Annotated in this window: 19 protein-coding genes and 1 tRNA gene; 11 read left to right on the forward strand and 9 right to left on the reverse strand. The window is 55.0% G+C overall.

From position 1 onward, the window contains the following. Nucleotides 1-5: 5 nt before the first annotated feature. The gene (locus tag DDD64_RS00750) at nt 6-347 is read right to left on the reverse strand and encodes a cupin domain-containing protein (protein WP_126134583.1); all 342 of its coding nucleotides are present in this window, start codon (nt 345-347) and stop codon (nt 6-8) included. A gap of 11 nt (nt 348-358) precedes the next feature. After that, nucleotides 359-1201, reverse strand: a complete 843-nt coding sequence (locus DDD64_RS00755) for a methyltransferase domain-containing protein (RefSeq protein WP_407706503.1) — start codon at nt 1199-1201, stop codon at nt 359-361. Nucleotides 1202-1498: 297 nt separating this feature from the next. On the opposite strand from DDD64_RS00755, the gene DDD64_RS00760 reads away from it, so the two are divergent. The 5 genes from DDD64_RS00760 to DDD64_RS00780 are packed head-to-tail and all read left to right on the forward strand — an operon-like array spanning nt 1499 to nt 7343. Next, entirely contained in the window at nt 1499-2527 is a 1029-nt protein-coding gene (locus tag DDD64_RS00760; protein WP_126134584.1) for a LacI family DNA-binding transcriptional regulator, read from the forward strand. A gap of 60 nt (nt 2528-2587) precedes the next feature. Further along, nucleotides 2588-3544 (forward strand): ABC transporter substrate-binding protein, encoded by a 957-nt coding sequence (locus DDD64_RS00765; protein WP_016442592.1) that lies wholly within the window; start codon nt 2588-2590, stop codon nt 3542-3544. A 2-nt stretch (nt 3545-3546) separates the two neighbouring features. After that, entirely contained in the window at nt 3547-5037 is a 1491-nt protein-coding gene (locus tag DDD64_RS00770) for a sugar ABC transporter ATP-binding protein (RefSeq protein WP_126134585.1), read from the forward strand. Next, complete coding sequence (locus tag DDD64_RS00775) at nt 5034-6008, forward strand: ABC transporter permease (protein ID WP_126134586.1); 975 nt, start codon at nt 5034-5036, stop codon at nt 6006-6008. The genes DDD64_RS00770 and DDD64_RS00775 overlap by 4 nt, the downstream gene beginning before the upstream one ends. Next, nucleotides 6009-7343 (forward strand): hypothetical protein, encoded by a 1335-nt coding sequence (locus tag DDD64_RS00780; RefSeq protein WP_126134587.1) that lies wholly within the window; start codon nt 6009-6011, stop codon nt 7341-7343. It begins immediately after the preceding gene. 155 nt (nt 7344-7498) lie between these two features. Here the strand turns inward: DDD64_RS00780 and DDD64_RS09125 are convergent, their stop codons facing one another. Beyond that, the gene (locus DDD64_RS09125; RefSeq protein ID WP_126134588.1) at nt 7499-8281 is read right to left on the reverse strand and encodes a GntR family transcriptional regulator; all 783 of its coding nucleotides are present in this window, start codon (nt 8279-8281) and stop codon (nt 7499-7501) included. A 247-nt stretch (nt 8282-8528) separates the two neighbouring features. Between DDD64_RS09125 and DDD64_RS00790 the strand changes: the two genes are divergently transcribed. The 4 genes from DDD64_RS00790 to DDD64_RS00805 are packed head-to-tail and all read left to right on the forward strand — an operon-like array spanning nt 8529 to nt 13294. After that, nucleotides 8529-10019, forward strand: coding sequence for a CoA-acylating methylmalonate-semialdehyde dehydrogenase (locus tag DDD64_RS00790; protein ID WP_126134589.1), 1491 nt, complete (start codon nt 8529-8531; stop codon nt 10017-10019). Between the two features lie 24 nt (nt 10020-10043). Continuing rightward, the gene (gene iolC / locus DDD64_RS00795; RefSeq protein WP_126134590.1) at nt 10044-11033 is read left to right on the forward strand and encodes a 5-dehydro-2-deoxygluconokinase; all 990 of its coding nucleotides are present in this window, start codon (nt 10044-10046) and stop codon (nt 11031-11033) included. Nucleotides 11034-11035: 2 nt separating this feature from the next. Next, nucleotides 11036-11899 (forward strand): Cgl0159 family (beta/alpha)8-fold protein, encoded by an 864-nt coding sequence (locus DDD64_RS00800; RefSeq protein WP_126134591.1) that lies wholly within the window; start codon nt 11036-11038, stop codon nt 11897-11899. 27 nt (nt 11900-11926) lie between these two features. Further along, the gene (locus DDD64_RS00805) at nt 11927-13294 is read left to right on the forward strand and encodes a GntP family permease (RefSeq protein ID WP_126134592.1); all 1368 of its coding nucleotides are present in this window, start codon (nt 11927-11929) and stop codon (nt 13292-13294) included. A 925-nt stretch (nt 13295-14219) separates the two neighbouring features. On the opposite strand, the gene DDD64_RS00810 is transcribed toward DDD64_RS00805, so the two are convergent. From DDD64_RS00810 to DDD64_RS00825, 4 genes are all read right to left on the reverse strand, one after another. Next, nucleotides 14220-14293 (reverse strand) — tRNA-Ile (locus DDD64_RS00810). Between the two features lie 160 nt (nt 14294-14453). Then, entirely contained in the window at nt 14454-15344 is an 891-nt protein-coding gene (locus tag DDD64_RS00815) for a dihydrodipicolinate synthase family protein (RefSeq protein ID WP_126134593.1), read from the reverse strand. 224 nt (nt 15345-15568) lie between these two features. Continuing rightward, nucleotides 15569-17026 carry a GntP family permease gene (locus DDD64_RS00820; RefSeq protein WP_126134594.1) on the reverse strand — a complete coding sequence of 486 codons (1458 nt, stop codon included), beginning with the start codon at nt 17024-17026 and terminating at the stop codon, nt 15569-15571. Between the two features lie 136 nt (nt 17027-17162). Beyond that, nucleotides 17163-18446 (reverse strand): enolase C-terminal domain-like protein, encoded by a 1284-nt coding sequence (locus DDD64_RS00825; protein WP_016442580.1) that lies wholly within the window; start codon nt 18444-18446, stop codon nt 17163-17165. Between the two features lie 149 nt (nt 18447-18595). On the opposite strand from DDD64_RS00825, the gene DDD64_RS00830 reads away from it, so the two are divergent. Together DDD64_RS00830 and DDD64_RS00835 are read left to right on the forward strand one after the other, a co-directional pair. Then, nucleotides 18596-18853 (forward strand): hypothetical protein, encoded by a 258-nt coding sequence (locus DDD64_RS00830; RefSeq protein WP_126134595.1) that lies wholly within the window; start codon nt 18596-18598, stop codon nt 18851-18853. After that, entirely contained in the window at nt 18819-19577 is a 759-nt protein-coding gene (locus tag DDD64_RS00835; RefSeq protein ID WP_126134596.1) for an IclR family transcriptional regulator, read from the forward strand. The genes DDD64_RS00830 and DDD64_RS00835 overlap by 35 nt, the downstream gene beginning before the upstream one ends. A 28-nt stretch (nt 19578-19605) precedes the next feature. On the opposite strand, the gene dnaG is transcribed toward DDD64_RS00835, so the two are convergent. Both dnaG and DDD64_RS00845 read right to left on the reverse strand, forming a co-directional pair. Continuing rightward, a complete protein-coding gene (dnaG, locus tag DDD64_RS00840) occupies nt 19606-21744 on the reverse strand; it encodes a DNA primase (protein WP_164545860.1) in 2139 nt (712 codons plus the stop codon). Nucleotides 21745-21832: 88 nt separating this feature from the next. Continuing rightward, nucleotides 21833-23083, reverse strand: a complete 1251-nt coding sequence (locus DDD64_RS00845; protein ID WP_126134598.1) for a deoxyguanosinetriphosphate triphosphohydrolase — start codon at nt 23081-23083, stop codon at nt 21833-21835. Nucleotides 23084-23173: the final 90 nt, after the last annotated feature.

The raw sequence follows: 23173 nt of genomic DNA on the forward strand, positions 1-23173 counted from the left end.
CTACTCTAGCCCACGCTCTGCCCGGTGAGCATGAACAGCACCATCTTCGTGGGAGCCAGGGCACGCACCGCGTGCGGGAGGCGGGTGGGCAGGTGCACGAGGCCGCCGGGGCGCAGCTGTACAGTGCGTCCCTGGGTACGCATCTCCACCTCCCCTTCTAGTACCTGGATAAGTACAGGAACGGCGGCGGTGTGCTCAGAAAGTTCCTCCCCGGTATCGAAGGAGAAAACCACCACATTCACACCTTCAGCGCGCAGTGCGGTGGTGGAAACGGTCGAGGCAGCGGCGTAATCCACCGTGGCACCAAGATCTTCCAGGTAGGAAAGCTGCGGGGTGTTGTCAGTCATCGGTCGTCCTTTCAGTTAGAGGTAGTAGCGGATTCGGCAGCGCTGGCGGATTCGGTGGGCTTGCGAGCCACCATGGCCACGCCGGCCAGGTGGTGGCGGTACTTGCGGAAGAGAGCACGCATGGCCAGCACTCGCGCCCGCAGCTCTTTATCGCGCAATACATTGCGGAGGATCCGTGCCACTCCGCGCAGACCTTCGTCAGCGAGGTTGCGCCGCAGGGAAAGCAGCGCCATGGGGGCATCCCCCACCCATTCCACCTCGAAACCGGCACCGATAAGTACCTGGCGCCATTCGGCCTGGGTGAGCGGGCGGGCGTTGACGCGAATCGTCTGGGCCAGGCCCTTGCGCAGAGTATCGGCAATGGCCGGATCGATAGTATCCGGGGTGAGGCTCAGCTCGTGGATGGCGTAGCGCCCGCCCGGGCGCAGCAGCCGGAAAGCTTCGGCCACGATCGCGGCTTTCGAACTGGCACCCTGCATGGTGAGCATCGCTTCGCCCACGACCACATCCGCACCGGCATCAGGAAGTCCAGATTTTTGCGCGGTGGAATTAACGACGACGCCGCCCACTTTGTCGACGATCCCTCTGACGCGGGTCACCGCATTCTTGTCCTGATCGACTCCGGTATAGGAGTGAATGGGCTGGGCGATAATGAGTTCCGCGGTTCGGCCCAGGCCGGGGGCGAATTCCACTACGTCCGCATTGGCCAGCCGGGCGTGCTCAAGCATAGCCATCGTCAAATGCAGGCCACCGGGGCGCAGTACCCGCTTCCCCGCGCGGGCGAGCACCCAGTGCCCGGCGGCGGTAGCGGTAGGACGATCAGATTGTGGAAGCGGAGCATTATCATCGATCATGGATTCACTTTAATCCCGCGAGCCTGGTGAGAAAAGAGCACCCCACAACTACTTGACACCAACCGCGCGACTCATAAAGGCGAATAATTACCACTCAAAATCCGCGTACTGTCTTAGCTACCAAATCACCCGATGCTAATAAATACAAAACTGTTGAGGTAAGCATCTTGAAATAACCACAATACAAATCCCTGTGGCGCACCCCACATAAACTTGGGTAAACACACATCCTTGCCCTAAACGTTTAGGTGACATAGCTTGACCTCAACGCAACCAATTGGGACAAAGGAGACCCTGATGAAACCGGCAACTCTTAAAGACGTGGCTCGGGCCGCCGGTGTGTCTATTTGGACTGTTTCCAATACGTTTTCCGGTAAAGCGCCCGTCACGCAATTGACCAAAACCCGAGTATTGGAAGCGGCTAAAACGCTCAACTACATCCCCAACCAGACAGCACGCGCCCTGCGTCGCGAAACTCCCGGTCCAATCGTCGTGATGACTGCATCAACATCCAATGCTTACTACGTCGATATGCTCGATGGCATTCATGAAATGTTGCGCACATCCTCCCATGGAGTACGCACAGCCGATCTCGCTCCTGAAGGCCGATTTGATCAGAAAACTGAAGATCTAGTTGTCACCGAGGCGATCCAATCGCGGGCTGCCGGAGTTATTAGCACTCTTACTTTATCTGTAGACAATCACGAGAAACTTTGCGAGTGGGGAATCCCCATTGTCTATGTTGACTCACAAGGACCAACCGCACCGTCCGGTTCGGTATCTGTAACCTCAAATAACGAACAAGCAGCGTATCAAATTGGTGAGCATCTCAACTACCACAGACTCGACACGTGGCTTTTATTGATTTATCCCGAGCGGTGGTCCACAAGGCAAACTCGAATTAAAGGCATGAAAAACGCCGCCAAGAAATTCGGGGCAACTCTCTCGATTCTCGAATGCGCTAATGACTCACAATCGAGCGCAGTTGTGTTAGAGAAGTACCTCAGAAATACGAAGGTAGAGAAGCTCGCGGTCATTGCCGGAAACAATCCTCTCCTCCTCGGAACCATGCACGCGCTCCAGGCATGTGACCTCCGGGTTCCCGATCAGGTTGCCTTAATCGCATTTGACGAATTTACCTGGTCAACTTTCGTCAATCCTCCAGTGACGTTGATTGACGAAGATTCTCGCGATATCGGCGCGAAAGCCGCTCTAAAACTTATTCACATCATGCAAGAGCATCCGCAGGGAGCTATCCGTTACCACAACCAGGAGTCTGAGGAGGTGAACGTCAAACTCAGAGTTCGCTCCTCCTGCGGCTGCTAAACGAATTAGAAAACCAAATTGGGCCAAACCGGCCTATCTAACCAAAAGGAGATCTCAACGATGAGAACAGCAAAAAAGGCTCTCGCCTTCACGACAAGCATTCTGCTCGCCGCAACTTTCTCGGGTTGCACTTCAGGTGACTCTGCTACAGAAGCGCCGAAACCTGACAAAATCGAGAAAATCGGCTTGATGGTGCAGGACATGTCCAACCCCTTCTTCTCCGCCATGGATAAGGGAGCGAAGGAAGCAGCCGAGAAGATTGGCGCGACTCTTAACGTCCAGGACGCCAAACTTGATCTGGCGAATCAGAATACTCAGATTGACACATTCATTCAGCAAGGCGTAGACCTTATCGTTGTTTCTGCTGTTGACGAGTCCGGCCTCCAACCCGCCATCGAACGTGCCCGACAGGCAGGGATCTTCGTGGTAGCTGTTGATACTCCTGCGAAGGGCGCAGATGCCATTGTTATGACCGATGCCGTTCAGGCCGGCGAAATTGCATGTACCTATCTATTCGAGCAGATGGGTGGCAAGGGGAATATTTTGGTTGTTGATGGCACACCTATCCAGACGATCACGGATCGCATTAAGGGCTGCAATCAAGCTATGAAGAATTTCCCCGGCATTAAGGAAGTCGGGCACCAAAACTCGCAAAATGACCGCGCTACCGGCCTTTCTGTCACTACCGACATGCTTACTGCAGCCAGCGATGTCCAGGGCATCTTTGGAATGAATGACCCTTCCGCCCTTGGTGCGACGCTTGCCGTCCAGCAAGCTGGACGTACAAATGAAATTAAGGTGGTAGGAATCGACGCTTCTCCCGAAGGACTCCAGGAACTCCGAACCGCTGGTTCTCCCTTCGTCGGCACTGCCACCCAGGAACCCGCAAAAATGGTCGAAAAAGCAATCGAGGTTGGGCAGCAGCTTGCTCGTGGAGAATCACTCACCGAAACCACTATCCTCATCCCCTCGCAAATCATCACTCGGGATGCGGTAGACGAATACCCGGGATGGTAGAAATGACTCTGCTCAAGCTCGAAGGGATCAGGAAAAGATTCGGCGCTACCCAAGCGCTTGGAGGAGTTTCCTTTGATCTGAACGCCGGAGAAATTCATGCCCTCATGGGAGAAAACGGTGCTGGCAAGTCAACGTTGATGAAAATCCTGGCGGGGAATCTTGCTGCCGACAGTGGAAAGATCTTCGTTGACGGTGAGGAAGTCCATATCTCATCTCCTAACGATGCACGTAAACACGGAATCGCAATCATCCACCAAGAGATTAATACCGTCCCAAATCTGACGGTGGCCGAGAACCTCTGCCTCGGCGTTGAACCACTCAAACATGGGATCCTTGACCGTGAGAAGATGCGTTCGGATGCACGCGCTAAGTTATCGGCCATTGGAGTGGATATCGATGTCAACAGACCTCTCGGCTCGTTCTCCATCGGTATGCAGCAGATGGTCGAAATTGCTCGTGCTGCTGCCGAGGACGCCCGCATTCTCGTTCTCGACGAGCCCACTGCCGCGCTTTCCCGAGCTGAAACAGAGGATCTTTTCAGAATTATTCGGGAGCAGCAGCAAAACGGCGTCGGCCTTATCTACATCACTCACCGTATGGAAGAAGTGTGGAAGTTAGCTGATAGGGTGTCCGTTCTTCGGGACGGAACGTCCGTCGGAACGCAGCTTCTAGCCGAATTAACGCCTGATGAAATCGTGCGAATGATGGTCGGTAGAAAAATCGGTGATCTCTACGAACACGCAGACCGCGCATCGGGCGAAGTGCTGCTTGAGGCAAAGGATCTCAAAGCTCCTGGAGTCGATGACGTCTCCTTCAAAGCTCGGGCTGGTCAAATTCTTGGATTTGCAGGATTGGTCGGCGCCGGGCGTTCGGAAACCGTCAGGCTACTTATGGGAGCAGATCCCATAAGTAGCGGCACATTGCTACTCAAAGGCAAAAGCTATCATCCTAAAAGCCCCAAGGAGGCCCTGGAATCTGGCATCGCCATGGTGCCCGAATCCAGAAAGGAACAAGGTCTGTTCTTGGATCACACAACGGCATCGAATATCTCGATTGCCTCTTTGAGCGACTTCACCAAACTCGGTGTGCTCGCGCGGAGCGCAATTCGAAAGAAAGTTCGCCAGATCATGGAAGTGCTCAATATTCGAAAGACCTCCACAAGTCTTCCGGTAAGAGCGCTTTCGGGAGGAAACCAACAAAAGGCACTTCTCGGACGCACTCTCATGGCAGGTGCCGATCTTTTGATTTTCGATGAACCTACGCGCGGTGTTGACATCGGGGCGAAAAGGGAAATCTACGAAATCATGAATGATCTTGCTAAAGAAGGCAAAACCATCATCATGGTTTCTTCTGACCTCCCTGAAGTCCTGGGAATGTCTGATCGCATCATCGTTATGCGAAAAGGAAAAGTCGTGGGAGAACTCGATGCACGAGATGCCACAGAAGAATCGGTCATGAGCCTCGCGACCGGAGCAACAAAGGAACAAGCATGACTATAGAAGCTGCACCTCGACGGAAAATGAACTTCGCTGCGTGGTGGGATAAGGTTGGGATTCTCGCGGTCCTCGTCCTTCTCGTCGTGATTATGGCGCTCATCGCCCCGAACTTCATGTCGATGAACAATCTCATGAATATCGCCCGTTCGATCTCAATCAACGCGATCATTGCGGCAGGTATGACCTTCGTTATTATTACTGCCGGCATTGATCTCTCTGTCGGATCAATCGTTGCCGTATCGGGTGTAACCGCAGTACTGGCCTGTATCTCCGGTGCTCCAGCCATCATCGGGATAATCGCTGGCATTCTTGCCGGTGCAGTTGCGGGATGGGTAAATGGTGCTCTATCGGCGTATCTAGCCCTAGCGCCCTTTATCGTGACGCTCGGCATGATGACATTCCTCCGCGGCCTCGGATACACGCTGACCGGAGGCCAACCAATCGTGGACAACAAGCTGGCTTTCAGAGACCTTGGAAATGGATACATTGCTGGAATCCCAGTGCCCGTCATTGTAATGATCGTTGTGTACATCATCTGCTGGTTCATCCTTGAACGAACGAAGTACGGCAGGCATGTTTACGCAGTCGGTGGCAATCCCGAGGCGGCACGTCTTGCTGGAATCAACGTCAAGCGGGTACTTACCTCCGTTTATGTCATTGCAGGCGCGCTTTCAGGGCTTGCGGGTGTCATTTTCGCCGCACGCGTTGTTTCCGCGCAGCCGACCGCTGGTACCGGATACGAACTTGATGCCATCGCCGCGGTTGTTCTAGGTGGAACATCCCTTGCCGGCGGTAAGGGCAAGATCATCGGAACCCTCATCGGTGCGATCATTCTCGGAGTGCTCTCAACCGGCATGATTCTCATGAATGTCCAATTCTTCACCCAGCTACTAATTAAGGGCGTCGTCATTATTCTCGCCGTCGCCATTGACTCCCTCAAACAGAAGAGCACCAAGGCAGGAAAGTAGATGAAGACCCATAAAGTAATCAGTAATATCGAAGGAAAACGGGCATTCGAACCGATCTACTTCGATGAACCACAAGTGCTCACAGAATCTTTGTGGCTAGCACGAACCAATACTGGAGAGCAGATCCTTTGCCAGCGATTGGCTGATCAGCCGGCTCCGCAAGAGACCACCAGATTTGTCACTACACTCAGTTTTGAGGGTGAGGCAAGTTTTACACTGGATGAACCAGTCGAATCCGGAGAGGGAATCACAAAAGGACCCGGTACTGAAGCTGACTCATGGGCCCGTGTTAATACCGGCTACTTCGATATTGATGTATGCACGGGTACCGCAGAGGGCACTGGCGCCTCGAAGTGGGGACTCAAGCATTTCCGTACCCTTGATGAGGGTATTGACCTCCTCCCCTCTGGAAATAATGCGATTGGTGGATTCTACGGCCCGTTCTTCACTCCTGAAAACGGACTCATCAATCCGCCAGAACACACAAAGGTGAAGATTGAGATCCTTGAAGACGGACCAGTCTTGCTTTCTTTCAGAATGCTAGGTGTGATACCAGACGGGCTCCTACCAGAGCTCCGGGGTAAAAACTTCTCAATCGAGTGGGCTTTCACTTATAAAACGCCTTGGTTCAGCCGGCGTTATCACGTAGATGATTTCCAAACTGTGATCAACGGACGTTCTGTAACTAACAAGATCACCGTTGGGGATGAATTCGAGGCCGGACAAGGAAAACTGCTCTTTGATCGGTTTGCGTGCTACGGAGGATCCCGATATCGCAGCGGGGATCCTTATGCTGGGCACCTGGCCGACATGGTAGAGCAGACCATTTCTGACAGCACATTACCTCAGCGCAAGAAACTTGAAGAATTTAAGGCTGTCTTAACAGATGATATTGAGAACGCCCATTGGGATTTGTACTGGCGCCTATTCTCGGCTTTCGAAGGTGCTTTAACAGATGAAACAATTCGCGACCGACTGGCAATTGTTCGCGAGAAATCGTTTGTTGATGCAGAGCTGCGTGATTGGCGAGTCGATTCTGAACCTATCGACGTCCAGAAAGAGGCGCACGAAACTATCTTCCCCGGAGCTGCCAATAAGACAGTCGAATATGACACACATTCCGGCCGTGCAATGATCTGGTATACCTCGAAGCCATCGGGAGGCTTCCAGATCGTACAGCGCAAGCAATCGGGATGGGGAAACTGGGGTACCAACCTCGAAAACGAATGCCCGGAGCTCCCTGTGGGTGTCGATGTCAAAACGGCATACGGCAAATTCGCGTCTAACTGGGAAGATATAGCCGACCAGTTAGAAACTCCTCCGGAAGTACTTTAGGATCACAGAACCCCACGTGACGGTTGCCGGATTTCCATATGTCCCGGAGTAGGACAGCACCGTTACCGTATACAAAGCTGGGTGGCTGGCGCGATAATTCTCGCGTTAGTCACCCAGTTCCCTTTGACCAAGGAACCGATTCCTCCAGATGTGATTCACGCTGGGAAGTTGAGTGGGAGTGTGAGGTCGTATTGTTCTGCGTCATAGAGGTGATCGGCTAGATCCACGATCTGCCCGGATTCATCGTAGGCGCTACGTCTCACTCGTAAGAGAGGGGCCCCGGATGCCACGTGGAGAAGTTCTGCTTCCGCGGGAGTTGCGCTGCGTGCGCTGATACGTTGGACCCCGCCTCGTAACACAATCCCGTGACTGTTGAAGAAAGCGTAGAGACCTCCCGATGATATAGCGGTAAGCGAGGGAGCCAGATCGGCAGGGATCCAGTTACGCATAATCCCCATACGGTTTCCCTCCGCCCACCGCAAACGTTCTAAAGCCACAATTTCTTTACCTTCTAGGCAATGCATATCAGCAGCTAGACCGCTATCGGCAAGCATCACCCGATACTGGAGAACATCTGTGCGTGGTTCACGGCCCGCGGCCCGTAAGTCATCGGAAAGGCTTGCTAGGGAAGGATCCCTTTGAAAAACTCGTGGCATCACCCGGGTACCAACACGTGGGCGCCGCGAGAGTTTCCCCTCATCGGTCAGGACTTGTAATGCCCGCCGTAGCGTGGGGCGCGAGACACCCAACCTGCGTGACATGGACACTTCGTCTTCAATGAGCTGGCCGGGTAAGAGTGTGCCAGAGTCAATAAGACTCGCTAATGATTGCGTGATTTGCTGATGCAAAGGAGTAGAAGACCGAGAGTCGAAAACAATCCGGGGAGCAACCGGAACATCCAGCTGATCTGCATTGTCTTTTCCATGGGGGTTTGACATTAACGTGACCCTCTCACTCTTATTTGTTCACCCAATTGTAAACATATCCGATAATGGTGCGTTTGGCTAGTATTCTCAGCACTTTAGCGCTTCCTCAGCGGCCTATATGGCCACCTTCATTCAAGTTCCTACCTTCTCCTACTGTGCTTTTGTGTTTACAAGTAGGGTTGCTGGGGTTATTTTGGGAACAAATGAGGCGCCCCGCTGGTGGGGTTGCTGGTTTGGACTCACAAAGGAGTGATAACGAATGGATATACCTCATTGGATTAATGGTGGCCTATACACGGGCCGGCCGGAGGGAAAGATCGCGGTTGACGACCCGGCTAGTGGCGAGATTCGCGGGTATTTGTTACAGGCGAGCCATGAAGATCTTGACTACGCAGTGGGGATCGCTGTTGAGGCTCAAAAGGCTTGGGCTCGTACTTCCCTGGCGAAGCGTACGGAGATTATGTATCGGATGCGTCAGCTTGTCCTTGATCATCAAGACGAGATCGCGAAAGCGATTGTGGCTGAGCATGGTAAGGATTATTCGGATGCTATTGGGGAGATCCAGCGGGGGCGGGAGACCCTTGATTTTGCTTGCGGGATTAATGTTGCCCTGAAAGGTGAAACATCCTCGAATATTTCCACGGGGGTAGATATTCACACGCTGCGCCAGCCTCTTGGTGTTGTTGGCGGGATTTGCCCGTTCAATTTCCCGGTTATGGTGCCTATGTGGATGCACCCGATTGCGATTGCTACCGGGAATGCTTTTATTTTGAAGCCAGCACCGGCCACGCCTTCGGCTTCTCTTTTGATTGCACGTTTGTATAAGGAAGCTGGTCTGCCTGACGGGATCTTCCAAGTTATTTCCGGGTCGAATGATTTCACGATGGCCATGATTGACCACCCCGATATCAAGGCTGTTTCTTTCGTGGGCTCAACCCCTGTGGCGAAACTGATTCAGGAGCGTGCAGTGAGAGCAGGCAAGCGCGTCCAAGCATTGGGCGGGGCTAATAATCATGCGATTGTTATGCCCGATGCTGATATCAACTTCGCTGGCAAACACCTTTCAGCTGCGGCTTTCGGAGCTGCTGGTGAACGCTGCATGGCATTACCTGTGGCTGTGGCTGTGGGCGGGGTCGGTGACAAACTAGCAAAAGCCGTCAAAGAACACGCTGAGCTTATCCGAGTAGGTTACGGCCTGGACGAAGGCGTGCAAATGGGCCCGGTTATCAACGCTCAGGCTAAAGAACGGATCATTAACGCGATCACTGATGCGCAAAGCAAGGGTGCGAAAGTCATCCTTGATGGACGCGCTCTCAATGTGAGCGGGCACGAGAACGGGTATTTCCTTGGCCCAACTATTTGCACGCATGTCTCGCGCGATTCCATCCTGTATCGGGAAGAAACCTTCGGGCCGGTCCTGGCAATCGTCGAGGTAGGCACTTACGAAGAAGCAATCGCTCTTGTTAATTCCTCCCCTTACGGTAATGGGGCAGCGATTTTCACCAACGATGGTGGCCTGGCACGTCGTTTCGAGCTGGAAGTTGAAGCTGGCATGGTCGGTATCAACGTTCCTATCCCCACGCCCGTGGCTTACTACTCGTTTGGTGGATGGAAAGACTCTCTTATGGGAGATACCCATATTCACGGGCCCGAAGGCGTGCGATTCTACACGCGCGCGAAGGCCACAACGGTGCGGTGGCCTTCGGAGGGCACCTATGAAGCAACAATGTCGTTTGAACGCACCGAATAAACCACAGATAAGGAAGTGATGGACATGGTCGTCCATGATGTACTAACAATTGGACGCTGCGGCGTCGATATTTATCCCTTGCAAACTAACTGCACTCTCGAAGAAGTAACGACTTTCGGTAAATTCCTGGGAGGTTCTCCCACCAACGTGGCAGTAGCAGCAGCACGCCTGGGAGAAGACTGTGCCACCCTCACCGGGGTAGGTGATGACCCCTTCGGACGGTGGGTACGCTTGGAAATGCGCCGGCTTGGCGTATCGGATGAATACGTGATCATTGACAATACCCTGAACACGCCTGTTACTTTCTGCGAGATTATCCCACCTGAGCATTTCCCGTTCTTCTTCTACCGTGAGCCCTCGGCCCCTGACCTACAGATTAAGGACACGGACCTGGATGAAAACCAGGTACGCGAGGCTAAACTCTTGTGGGTATCGGGGACCGGCCTGTGCGAGGAACCCTCTTATTCCACCCACATGAGCGCGCTTGACATGCGTGGGCGTAAAGACCACACCGTTTTCGATATGGACTGGCGTCCAATGTTTTGGGAATCGGTTGATCTAGCACGCCAGCGGTATGCGAAAGTCCTCGACTATGCGACAGTCGCGGTGGGTAACGTGGAAGAGTGTGAAATCGCGGTCGGGGAAACTGATCCGCACCTAGCCGCTAGCGCGCTCCTCGAACGCGGAGTACAAATTGCTGTGGTCAAGCAAGGCAGCAAGGGCACCCTCGCGAAATCCCGCAGGGAAGAATTCTTCATCCCCGCGATGAATACCACTGTGGTCAACGGCGCTGGTGCCGGGGATGCTTTCGGAGGGTCTCTTATCCACGGACTCTTACAGGGCTGGAGCCTGGAGAAAACGATCCGGTATGCCAACACTGCCGGCGCGATCGTCACCTCGCGTATCGAATGCTCCACCGCTATGCCCACCCAGGATGAAATCGAGCGCGTGCTGGCCGCGAATCACACCGACACGCTACTCAAGACACCTCAATCAGCAGAAAGCAACCAGTAACCATGGATATTGCCAGGCTTATTGCAGGACGGCGTTGCCCGGGTTCTGCTCACAAAGCCTTGCTCAAACGCGAGCAACCCGCCACCCTGCTACCCAACGGGAAATTCCTTATTATGGCCGCGGATCACCCAGCCCGGGGCGCATTCGCCGCCGGTGCTAATCCGCGTGCTATGGAAAACCGTTTCGATCTACTCCAGCGCCTGTGTGACGCGCTTGCCGTGCCCGGGGTTTCCGGACTGTTAGGAACAGCCGACATTATTGAAGACCTCGCGCTGCTCGGAGTCTTGGACGGCAAATGGGTCTACGGGTCGATGAATCGTGCAGGACTGGCCGGCGCGGCCTGGGAACTGGATGACCGTATCACGGGCTATACCGCTAGAGGAGTAGCCAAAGCAGGCCTGCAAGGCGGGAAAATCCTTCTCCGTATTGCCTACGACGAAACAGAAACCGTGAGCACTTTGGAGATGGCCGGAAAAGTAGTCACCGACCTTTCCCGACGCCAACGCATTGCTATGGTCGAACCCTTCATATCGCGGCGCGAAGACAAACAGGTTGTCAATGATGTGTCTACCGATGCCGTCACCCGCTCGATAGCAATCGCTTCAGGTTTGGGGAGCAACAGTGCCTACACGGTACTTAAACTTCCCGACACTCCCGACCTGGAACGCTTCGCAAGGGCGACTACCCTACCCATCGTTATCCTCGGCGGGGAAGTCAGCAATGATGCTGCCAAAACCCTCCACAGGTGGGCTCTCCTCTTGGAGATCCCCAACGTGATCGGCCTGGTCATTGGCCGGTCATTGCTCTATCCACAATCGGGCGACGTTCAAGGCGCCGTGGCCAACGCCGCCCAGCTTCTCTCCTAAAGAGGCTCATATATTGAAGGAACACTCATGACTCTGACAACGGGAGGTCTCCTCGGTGTCGCTCTAGCAGCGATCGCCGTTTTGCTCTTCCTTATTATCGTATTCAAAGTCAACGCTACAGTCGCACTGATTCTAGTATCAGCCCTGACTGCTATCGCTACCGGAGTCCCAGTCAGCGAGCTATTCGATATGCTCTTGACCGGATTCTCGGGCACCGTTGGCAAACTCGCTCTCATTATCGGGTTCGGAGCAATTATTGGACGCATGCTTGAACAATCCGGGGGCGCTGAAGTACTCGCCCAAACCCTGCTGCGCTGGTTTGGGGAAAAACGAGCACCTTTAGCACTCTCAGTAGCTTCGCTCTTGTTCGGCTTCCCAATTTTCTTCGACACCGGACTCATCGTCATGTTCCCGATCATCTTCTCCGTTGCTCGCCGCCTGGGCGGACCAGTACTCTTGTATGCCTTGCCGGCAGCTGGAGCGTTCCAGGTCATGCACGGACTCATGCCACCCCACCCCGGCCCGGTGGCTGCGGCTACCACGATGAACATTAATATCGGGACCGTGCTCCTGGTCGGTTTAATCATCGCGATTCCCACCTGGTATCTCGCCGGTTACCGCTTCGCACTGTGGCTTTCGAAGAGGTTCGATGTTCCCATCCCTAACGTTTTAGGATCGCAAGAATCCGGGCGTGAACTACCCGGGAAAGAACCCGGCTTCGCAACCGTCCTCTTTATTCTCATGCTCCCGATCCTGTTGATTACCGGTAACACGGTGACTAGTACTTTGCAGTCAGCTGGGATCATCCCAGAACACGCGGCGTGGGCAAGCGCCCTGAAATTCTTCGGTGAAACCGCGGTAGCCCTGTTCGTTACCGCTCTGGTTGCATCAATCATTTTGGGTTATGTACGTAAAGTACCCTGGAAGAATATCGACAAGATCAACGACGCCGGGTTCAAGTCCGTTGCAGCGATCGTCATGGTGGCCGGTGCTGGCGGTATGTTCGGGTCCGTGTTACGTGAAACCGGTATTGGTACCGCACTTGCTAACACGCTAGCTGATCTTGGTATTCCCCTGCTCCTGGCTGCTTACCTTATCTCCCTGGCACTACGAGTCGCACAAGGCTCAGCAACCGTGGCCATCCAAACCACCGCCGCCTTGCTCGCGGCTACCGTATCAGGAGCAGGCCTGAACGATATCCAAACCGCACTCGTTGTCGTGGCAATGGGAGCAGGCTCGTTCTTCGCTTCTCACGTCAACGATTCCGGGTTCTGGCTAGTAGGCGGCTTCCTCCAGGTAGATACGAAAACTAATTTGAAGATGTGGACCACGTTCACCTCGGTCATATCCCTCGTATCCTTCGCTTTCTGCACCCTTGTTTACGTAATCGTCTAGAAAGCTCTAACTCACAAAACCACGTGTACGCACCCGCGGGCTGGATCTACACCCACCACGGGTGCGTACATGTTTAACTTCCTCACGCACATCCTGAATGACATGCTCTCGTGGGCGTCAAGCACGAGTTAAATCCGCACGACTAGCGCAATTGTCAAGCGCAAGTTAAAACTGCACGCCCTGACCGAACAGGCAATCTTGCCCGACGCCCAAGCTTCCCTATCTATACCACCACTCAACACCCGCCGGTGGTCGGGCTGTTTAGAACGGGTTTTTGAAGAACCGTGGTGAGTATCGTGAAGCGCGATTACCCTGGTTGGTGTTGATCTGACTGGACCTTGCTAAGGCTTGGGCGGTCTGGGAGGCGTAGCTGCCACTGTCGGCTTGGCTCTGATTGGCCGTCACCAGCAGTTCCGACGGCATTTATGTTCCTCAAGATCCATATGAGATATTTTCGGGCGTTACTTACGCTTGCCCCACCAACGTTGGACTATTGGTCGGCGGGCACGCCCGCCGGTGGCGGTGCGTTTTGAGTGGTGGTACCGATAGGGGCACTCGGGCGCCGGGCGAGGTTGCCCGTTTGTTGAGGGCGTGCAGATTCAACTTGCGCTAGACCTGCGGTTCGTGCTCGGCCTGGTGGTCTGGCAGTACTAGAAAGTCTGGCTAACCATTATCGAAAGTGCTTCACGGCCTTCACATCTTGCTTCACGATCTCCACCATGGCGCTTCAAAATACCCGTTCTATACAGGACGGCGTTACTGCCACCCCACAGGCCAACCACTGGCCGGGCAGCCGTGTCAACAGTAGATGGATATATTGTCGAAGAAGCTACTGGACTCCTCATCTAAAAAGTCAATGAACTCCAAGTCCAAATACACGAAAATCCCACGTAGCTGGCGGAGCTATGATGCGGCCATCACATAGTGCCCCCGGCAGGACTTGAACCCGCGACCGATGGATTATGAGTCCACTGCTCTAACCTGCTGAGCTACGGGGGCAGCGCGTAAATTCTAACAGCTCCTAATTGGTCTGGGCCCCAATCATCAGGCTCATCTTTCACATCCAAGAAAACAGGTAGAATATGGGGGCGTTCCGGCCTTTAGAGTGCGTCAGACCGGAACGCCCAGCTTTTGAAAAATAGAAACTTGTCGTCTAAATCTATGCGCGTACTTCGCGCAGGAGCGTCGCGATTTTCTCCGAATCCTCCACACTCAACGGCACCTGCGGGGCACGCATCAACGGCGAGCACTCCACCCCACACAAACGCACCCCCTCCTTAATCGCAGCAATGAAAATATCACCGATCTCATACACCGCAGCCAAACGAGTAATCTTCCCCAGCTCAACAGCCGCCCCCGCAACATCTCCAGCCTCATAAGCCGCATGCATCGCCGCGAAAACCTCGGGGATAAGATTCGTCAAGCCAGAGAGCACCCCAGCCCCACCACACACCCGATTCCCAATGTAATACTCATCAAAACCAGAAAGCACCGCAAAATCCGGACGCACCTTCCGCACCTCACGAATCACCCGCCGCGTATGACTCTGAGTATCCACCGTATCCTTAAGCGCCACAATATTCGCATGCCGGCCAGCCAACTCCGCCACCAACTCCGGACTCAAATCCGCACCCGTACGCTCCGGGAAGTTATAAAGCATCACCGGCAACTGCGTCGCACCCGCAACCGCGTCATAAAAATCAAGCGCCCGCCCATACGAATGCCCGAAATAGAACGGCGGAAGAGCAACCACACCATCAACCCCGGCCGCCTCAGCTGCAGCCACATTCTCCAGCACCTCACCCAGCCGGGCCGCACTCACCCCGGCCAACACCTGGAAGCGCCCCGCGGCCTGCTTGACCGCAAACTTCAAGAACTCGGCCTTCTCCTCGGTGGCAAAGGAGAAAAACTCCCCAATCGAACCGAAGAAAAGCACCCCGTTGAGCCCGGACTCGGCAAGACGATCAACATGGGCAGCCATCGCCGGATAATCAATCGCACCCGAATCATCGATCAACGTGACCGACGGGCAGTACACACCAGAAAACATTCCAACCCCTTCCAGGTTTGGGCATATAAAAGCTACCCATTTCCATGTCTCACGCATCATTGCGACTTACTTCGAACGATAACAGGAGGAATGCGAATCCATACCCGCGCAAAACACTAGAAGACAATAAGTTGCCGTAGGAAACATCGCTGACCGGCGCGCTGAATCATTGAACACGCCGGCCAGCGATAGCCCTACGTTAGGACCAAATTATTGAATTTACACTACAACAGGAAGAGTCCAAGACCCCAAACCAGAACTAGCCCAACAATGGAGATCAAACATGTCATCACTGTCCAGGTCTTAAACATCTCGGGAAGAGTGAACCCGAAGTACTCTTTTACCAGCCAAAGGCCCGCGTCGTTTACGAAGGAGAAAATAAACGACCCAGCACCGATTGCAAGGACAAGAAGACCTGTTTGGATCGGATCATAAGCAAGTGCAGTGGCTGTCGGCTCCAGAATGCCGGCAGTAGTAATGGCCGAAACGGTCGAGGACCCTGTAGCCACACGCACGAACACCGCAATCACCCAAGCGATCAAGATGATCGATATATTTGTGTTTTCTACAAACTTAGTGATCATATCTCCAATGCCGGTATCAATCAGAAGGTTCTTGAAACCGCCACCAGCTCCGAGGATAAATACAATTCCAGCAATGGGACGTAACGATTTCCCGGCTTCATCGTTAAGCTTTTCCCACGGGTACCTTGTCGTAACGAAAAGCGTGAGAGATGCAAATACCAGTGAAATCAGAAGGGCAATCTCGGGATTCCCGATAAACTGCAAAATCTGAGCACCCATTTCCTTGGAATCGTGAAGGTCAGGGCGGACCATCATGATAATCGAAGTGATCAAGAGAAGAATGGCCGGCATGGTGACACAAAGCAAAGACAACCCGAAGGAAGGCTTACGACGGCCTTCAACACCGTCCTCTTTATCCGCCATAGCGAACGTGTCCGGTGCACCGCGCGGCACGATGCGCGTCGAGTACTTCGCGAACAGCGGTCCGCAGATAATAACAAGAGGAATAGCAAGGACGATGCCCATACCCATCGTGATGCCCATGGAACCATTCTCAAAGGTTTGGAGAGCGGCGGTGGGCCCGGGGTGTGGAGGAACGAGTGCCTGCATTGCACAGAGGCCCGCCAGGGCTGGCATCGCGATCATCATAAGGGGCATCTTAGATTTCCGCGTAACCATGATGATCACCGGAGCCATGATGATCAGTCCAACATCAAAGAACAGGGGCAACCCAATAAGAGACCCGATGAGAGCCATTGTCCAAGGGAGCATCTTGCGAGACGACTTCGAAATCAGAACGTCAACTAAAACGCCGGTCGCTCCCGTTACCATCAAAACCGCACCCAGCATTGCACCGATACCGACTAGAATACCGACACTTTTAGTGGTGTCTCCAAAGCCGTCAAGGAAGGCGTGGACGGTGTTCATCAGCCCGAACCCGGATCCAATTCCGGTAATCAGGGCCGCAAGCATAATCGCGAGGAAGGGGTGAACTTTCGCCCAGCTAACCAAAATAATGAGGATGGCAACGCCGGTTACGATACTAATGAGAAGCGCCGCCGGGTTAAGACTTACTTCCGGGATATCGCGAGCGAAAGGTAAAAGTCCCTGGGGTATTGAGCTTTGTAGCTGACTCACACCTACAAATAAAGAATTCATCTATATTTCCTTTTTCTGACGAGTGCACCGTCCGCACCGCCGCACGCGGGGAATCCAGATGGATTACCAATAGCAAGCAGCGACAGCTATTTATTTAGCCCGCGTGCGGCAGTGGAACGTGGCTTTCCCGGGAGAATTAGCCTCGGTAGAGGTACTTTTCAGCGGTTTCCTGAGTCATCTCAGCACCGTTGCCGGGAGCCGTTTGCGGCATATAGTTGCCATTCTTGATAACTGTCGGGTGCACAAAGTGTTCGTGTTGGTTATCAACGTACTCAATCAACCGGTTCTCCATAGTTCCGGATACCGCGACGTAATCAAACATCGCAAAGTGCGCCACAGCTTCGCATAGACCAACGCCGCCAGCGTGCGGGCAGACAGGCTTATTAAACTTCTTGGCAAGCAGGTATTCGATGACCAGTTCCTGCGGGCCCGCAACACGGGTTGCATCAATCTGCATGATTCCAAACGCATTCATTTGGAGATACTGCTTGAACATGATCCTGTTCTGCATATGTTCGCCAGTTGCTACAGGAATCGGATTAATAGCGCGTGCAATGGTTGCATGTCCCACCACATCATCCGGCGAAGTTGGCTCTTCAACCCATGCCAAATCGAAATCATGGAATTCATTAATCCAAGAAATCGCATCAGGAACGTCCCACACCTGGTTAGCATCAACAGCCAGCTTCACATCAGGACCAATAGCTTCGCGAGCCAAGCCAAGACGCCGAATATCGTCTTCGACGCGGCGCCCCACCTTCAGCTTGATAAGCTTGAACCCTTTTTCTTGAGTCTCTTCCTTACACAGCGAGACCATCTTTTCATCTGAGTAGCCTAGCCAACCCGCAGCAGTGGAATACCCGGGGTAGCCATTTTCAAGAAGGTTGGCAATTCTTTCTTGCTTACCACGCTGACCGTCCTTTAGAAACTCAATAGCTTCTTCCGGGCGAAGCGCATCAGAAAGATAACGAAAATCAAGGGTTGCGACCAACTCTTCCGGTTCCATTTCACCCAGCAGGCGCCACAGAGGCTTTCCAGCACGCTTGGCTTTAATATCCCAAAGCGCTGAGAGCAATGCACCGATAGCCATATGCTCCACGCCCTTCTCGGGACCAAGCCACCGCAGTTGGGAATCCCCTACGAGTAGATCCCACGCGAGTCGCATATTGTCGAGCAGCTCTTCAACATTACGCCCAACGAGCGTGTGAGCCATAGAGTTCATTGCCGCGCAAACGACATCATTTCCACGACCAATGGTGAACACAAACCCAACACCGATAATTCCATCATCAGCGTCAGTAGAAATCTCTACATAAGCCGACGAGTAGTCAGGGTCGGGATTCATCGCGTCCGAGCCAGAGAGCGTGTTAGATGTGGGGAATCGAAAATCGTACGTTTTTACGCCGGTAATCTTACTCACGAGTAAACTCCTTTGTTTTAGTTACCCACCGTGGAAGTTCCACGCCATGAACCCTAGTCCCATTTGGGGAACTATCCTAGGACCTTTTGCAACCAAGATTTACACCCAGTGCGTAAAACTGCACAAATACGCGAGTTTAGAATTTAGGTATGATACACTTCACAAATCTTCATAATCTCACCAAAGCTACAGGAAATAATAATTTCAGAGTCAAAACGAATGCGGGGCGACTCTTCCCCCATGACTTTGAATCGTTTCCGGTTCCTCAAGGCCCCTCACGAGAGGAGGCGCACAAGCAACAGCCAACCATCTACAATGAGTTCCATAAAATGGAACTGGTGGTCCGTATCAATCTAGAAGAAGGTTCTTCTCTTGAGTACCAAACAGAGCCCGAGCGCAGCCGATAAAACTCTCATTGTTCTTCAGGCAGCACTGCAGCACCCCCGTTTTACCGACATCGTTAACGCGACCGGCCTGGCAAAATCTAGTGTGCATCGCCTTCTCCAAACTTTGGTGAAGTACGAGTTCATTGCGGTAAGCCCGGACGGAAACTATTACGCCGGACCGGCCGCTTTGTCACTCGCCGCAACAGCATTCGAAAGAATCGACATCTCTCAACAAACGAAACCCTACATCCGACAACTTGCCCGCGAAGTTGGGTGCCAAGTGCACATTGGGGCGAGGAACGGTAAGGATGCCGTTTATGTTGCCATACAAGAAACTGATACCCCGTACCGCATACCATCACGAATTGGGGATCGGCTTCCTCTCCATTCAACTTCAATTGGTAAGTGTTTCCTCGCCGAGGAAGAGGATGAGGCGATCATTCGTTACGTGGCAGAGATGCAACTCCCTAAACATACACCCCGAACTATTTCGACAACCGTTGAACTGATAAAAGAAATCGACACAGTTCGTGACCGTGGATTCGCTATTGACGACGAAGAGAATGTGCCCGGAATTCGGTGTGTTGCCGTGCCTATTCGCAACCATCTTGGGCGTGTGAACCATGCATTATCAATCACGACTTTAACATTGGAGAAAAGCATGGACGAAGTCATTGCCTTGGTTCCTCAAGTTAAACAAACCGCAGCAAAGATCTCGCGTTCTCTTGGTGCTAAAGAATCCTGAGAATGATCAACCGAGTAGTTGGGCTTAACTACCCCAGATCCATCCGTTCCTCACAGGTGCGGCGCTGTGCCTCGAGTTCCATGAGGCGAGCGAAATGCTGCTGATAAGCGGCATCCTCCGGGTTGGTGCGCTGGAGGGCGGAACGCACGTCCTCAATTTGGCGCAGCACCCCTAGCCGAATAAGCGCCAAAGCAATCCCCCACACATAGTGCGGGAGGCGCTGCACATCGGTCTCGGGAAGCGGTTCAGCCGCGAGCTGGGATATCACCCCGGCCAGTTCCTGCCCCCCGGCCGCGATAACCGCCTCCACGTAGGCGGCGCTCGCCTGAGGTTCGGCGTGTTCCGCATCCATACCTGCGCCGGTCAGCTGCCCGAAACGCTCCGCAAATACCCGCGTTCCCCCCGCCGCGCGAATCGCCGTGTGGATGGCGTGGTGCACCGGATGGGTAAAGGTATGCGGGGGCAGATTATCCATCTCCGCCCGCGCCGCAAAAGCCGGAAGCTGAAGATAAATCTCCAGCGCGGCCCGCTCCACTTTTTCGGTAGGATCACGCAGCTCAGACACCGGCGGCAAGGTCGCCGCCCGGTGCGCACCACCATCGGGTGCGCTCCCCTGCTGCGGCGCCCCCTGGTACGACGCCGCCGCATTCCCCGGCTGCACCACCGCACCGCCAGCATAGTCTGATGACCCGCCGTAGCGGTTTTCCACGCTGTGCCGGTTTTCCGAACCGTAGCGGCTATCTGCACCGCGAGCGCTATCGGTGTGTTCACTAGCAGCCTCGAGCACCGCGCGCGCCTGGGCCCGGCCCTGGCGCCCCGCCTCCGCCACCGCTTGCCGCACCACATGCTCATCCATACCGAGCCAGCCGGCCAGATTTCGGGTGTATTCCCCGCGCAGCACCCGATCCCGAATCCCGGCCACAATCGGGGCGCTCACCCGTAGCCCGGCACTGCGCCCTTCCGCGGTGGTGAGGGGAAGATCCTCGATCAGGGAGCGAATCGCAAACTCAAAGAGGGGCCGCCGCCCGGCGATGACATCCCGCAGTGCCTCATCGCCGCGCTGGAGCCGCACATCGCAGGGATCTAGATTATCCGGCGCTATCGCCACATAGGTTTGGGTGGCGAACGCCTGATCCTCCCCGAAGGCACGCAGGGCCGCTTTTTGGCCGGCGCTATCGCCGTCGAACGTGAAAATAACTTCCCCGCCGTAGGCCTTCCCGGAGGAAAGCACCACGCCGGCGGCCGGGTTGGCGCCGTCGCCCAAAAGCCGCCGCACAATTTTCACGTGCTCGGCCCCGAAAGCCGTACCGCACGTCGCCACCGCCGTCGTGACCCCTGCCAGGTGCGCGGCCATGACGTCCGTATAGCCCTCCACGATCACCACGGAACGCGAGGCCGCGATCTCTTTCTTCGCGAGGTTGAGGCCGTAAAGCACCTGCGATTTTTTGTAGATGGGTGTTTCGGGGGTATTGAGGTATTTTGGCCCGCGGTCGTCCTCCCCGAGGCGGCGCGCCCCGAAGCCGATGGGTTCGCCGGTAATGGAGAAGATTGGCCACATAAGGCGCCCGCGGAAACGGTCGTAAAGGCCGCGGTTGCCGCGCGTGGCCAGGCCCGCCGTTTCGATTTCCCGGTCGGAAAAACCGTGGCTGCGCAGGTGTGTATAGAGAGCGTCCCAGGAGTCGGGAGCGTAACCGCAGTCAAAATGGTCGATGGCCGCCCGCTCAAAGCCGCGTTCAGCTAGCAACGTGCGGGCCGGGGCTGCCTCCGGGCTGTCAAATTGAGCGCGATAGAACTGCACAGCAACCCGGTGGGCATCGATCAGCCGCCGCTTGGAAGGCTCGCCCGGCTTGCGCTCACGCGCGCCCTCGTAATGCAGCTCAATCCCGGCGCGCCGCGCCAGCAGCTCCACCGCCTCGACAAAGTCAATACTCTCAGCGCGCTGCACGAAAGCGAAAACGTCTCCGCCTTCCCCGCAGCCAAAGCAGTGCCAGCGCCCCAGGTTCGGGCGCACGTGGAACGACGGAGTTTTCTCATCATGGAAGGGACACAGGCCTTTGAGAGAGTCCACTCCACCCGGGCGCAGGGCCACGTACTGAGAGGCGACGTCGTCGATCCGCACCGCGGCGCGCACCCGATCGATGTCTTCCCTTTTGATGAGCCCGGCCATGCCGCCTAGTCTAAGCGAGGCCGCGGCGCCGTGCACGTGAGGATCGCACGGCTCCGCAATTCACCCGCGCGTGACTGCCACCGCACGCCTAGTGGCGCAGCATTCCGCACAGGTGCGCATGCCACTGCCGTGCGGAAAGATCGGTGAGCGAAGCGACCTGGTCAATCACCAAACGCAGCCGCGCGTCTTTATCGCTACTCGCCCACAGTTCCGCCAGGTGCGGCTCCAATTCGGCCGGATTATCCAGAAGCGCCTCCACGAGGTCAAAAATAATGGCGCGCTGTTCCACGTAATGCGGTTCGTGCTCGCGCGGGGCCATGACATAAGCTACCGCGATCCCTTTCAGGACCGTGATTTCGGCAAAAGTTTCTGGCGGCACGACGACGTTACCGTTGTAGCGCACCAATTTGCCGTGCCCGGACTGTGCCCAGGTTGCCTGGCACACGGCAGAAACAAAACGCCCGATGAGGTCGGAGGTGAGGTCTTTCATGCGGGCAAAATCACGGTAATTACCCCCGAAGTGCACCGGCCAAGCTTCCTCGCGCAACAGACGGTCAAGGGCATCGGAAAGCTCACCCGCGCTCGGTTCGCCGTACCAGGCGAGGGTATCGGCCACGACTTTCTGGCGTTCGCCCGGATCGGTCAGGCAAGAAGGATCGAAGAACCCGCGGGCGATCGCATCCTCAACATCGTGGACGCTATAGGCGATATCATCAGCCAGATCCATGATTTGCGCTTCGACGCAGCGGTTGTGCCCGTGCGCGCCGTGGATCCACTCGAAAACATCGGCGTCATCGCGATAGTAATTGAATTTCGGGGTGCCGCCCGGACCTTCGTTATTACCCCAGGGGTATTTGATCACGGCATCCAGGGTGGCGCGGGTGAGGTTAAGGCCCGCCGGGCGCCCAGTGCGGGTGGTGCGTTTGGGCTCAAGGCGAGTGAGGATACGCAGAGTCTGGGCATTGCCTTCAAAACCGCCGATATCCGCGCCAACTTCCGCGAGGGCCCGCTCCCCGTTATGCCCGAAAGGCGGGTGGCCGAGGTCATGGCACAGGCACGCAGTTTCCACGATATCCGGATCACACCCGAAATTTTTCGCCAAAGAACGCCCGATTTGAGCAACTTCGAGGGAGTGGGTGAGGCGCGTGCGCACAAAATCATCCGATTCGGGCCCGAGCACCTGGGTTTTCGCGCCGAGACGGCGCAGCGCCGAGGAATGTAGCACCCGCGCACGGTCACGTTCAAAATCGGTACGCGAACGCGATTTGGGTGGTTCGTGCACCCACCGTTCGCGGTCATCGGGCCCGTAGACTTCGGCCGCCCCAAATAAATCCGTCACAGCTAGAGAGTACCAAGCCTGCGAGGGGTGCGGTGCCGGCGGGCGGAACGTGCGGTTGCGCCGCCACGCCGCGGCCGGCACAGTCACCGT

Origin of the sequence: Actinotignum sanguinis (assembly GCF_003957255.1) — a bacterium.
Taxonomy (GTDB): domain Bacteria; phylum Actinomycetota; class Actinomycetes; order Actinomycetales; family Actinomycetaceae; genus Actinotignum; species Actinotignum sanguinis.

What these genes read in the sequence shown, in the direction of transcription:
- DDD64_RS00770 (WP_126134585.1), top strand. Translation starts at nt 3,547, where the DNA reads ATGACTCTGCTCAAGCTCGAAGGGATCAGGAAAAGATTCGGCGCTACC.
- DDD64_RS00790 (WP_126134589.1), top strand. Translation starts at nt 8,529, where the DNA reads ATGGATATACCTCATTGGATTAATGGTGGCCTATACACGGGCCGGCCG.
- DDD64_RS00830 (WP_126134595.1), top strand. Translation starts at nt 18,596, where the DNA reads ATGATACACTTCACAAATCTTCATAATCTCACCAAAGCTACAGGAAAT.
- DDD64_RS00815 (WP_126134593.1), bottom strand. Translation starts at nt 15,344, where the DNA reads ATGTTTTCTGGTGTGTACTGCCCGTCGGTCACGTTGATCGATGATTCG.
- DDD64_RS00780 (WP_126134587.1), top strand. Translation starts at nt 6,009, where the DNA reads ATGAAGACCCATAAAGTAATCAGTAATATCGAAGGAAAACGGGCATTC.
- DDD64_RS00765 (WP_016442592.1), top strand. Translation starts at nt 2,588, where the DNA reads ATGAGAACAGCAAAAAAGGCTCTCGCCTTCACGACAAGCATTCTGCTC.
- DDD64_RS00820 (WP_126134594.1), bottom strand. Translation starts at nt 17,026, where the DNA reads ATGAATTCTTTATTTGTAGGTGTGAGTCAGCTACAAAGCTCAATACCC.
- dnaG (WP_164545860.1), bottom strand. Translation starts at nt 21,744, where the DNA reads ATGGCCGGGCTCATCAAAAGGGAAGACATCGATCGGGTGCGCGCCGCG.
- DDD64_RS00750 (WP_126134583.1), bottom strand. Translation starts at nt 347, where the DNA reads ATGACTGACAACACCCCGCAGCTTTCCTACCTGGAAGATCTTGGTGCC.
- DDD64_RS00800 (WP_126134591.1), top strand. Translation starts at nt 11,036, where the DNA reads ATGGATATTGCCAGGCTTATTGCAGGACGGCGTTGCCCGGGTTCTGCT.
- DDD64_RS00760 (WP_126134584.1), top strand. Translation starts at nt 1,499, where the DNA reads ATGAAACCGGCAACTCTTAAAGACGTGGCTCGGGCCGCCGGTGTGTCT.
- DDD64_RS00775 (WP_126134586.1), top strand. Translation starts at nt 5,034, where the DNA reads ATGACTATAGAAGCTGCACCTCGACGGAAAATGAACTTCGCTGCGTGG.
- DDD64_RS09125 (WP_126134588.1), bottom strand. Translation starts at nt 8,281, where the DNA reads ATGTCAAACCCCCATGGAAAAGACAATGCAGATCAGCTGGATGTTCCG.
- iolC (WP_126134590.1), top strand. Translation starts at nt 10,044, where the DNA reads ATGGTCGTCCATGATGTACTAACAATTGGACGCTGCGGCGTCGATATT.
- DDD64_RS00755 (WP_407706503.1), bottom strand. Translation starts at nt 1,201, where the DNA reads ATGATCGATGATAATGCTCCGCTTCCACAATCTGATCGTCCTACCGCT.
- DDD64_RS00805 (WP_126134592.1), top strand. Translation starts at nt 11,927, where the DNA reads ATGACTCTGACAACGGGAGGTCTCCTCGGTGTCGCTCTAGCAGCGATC.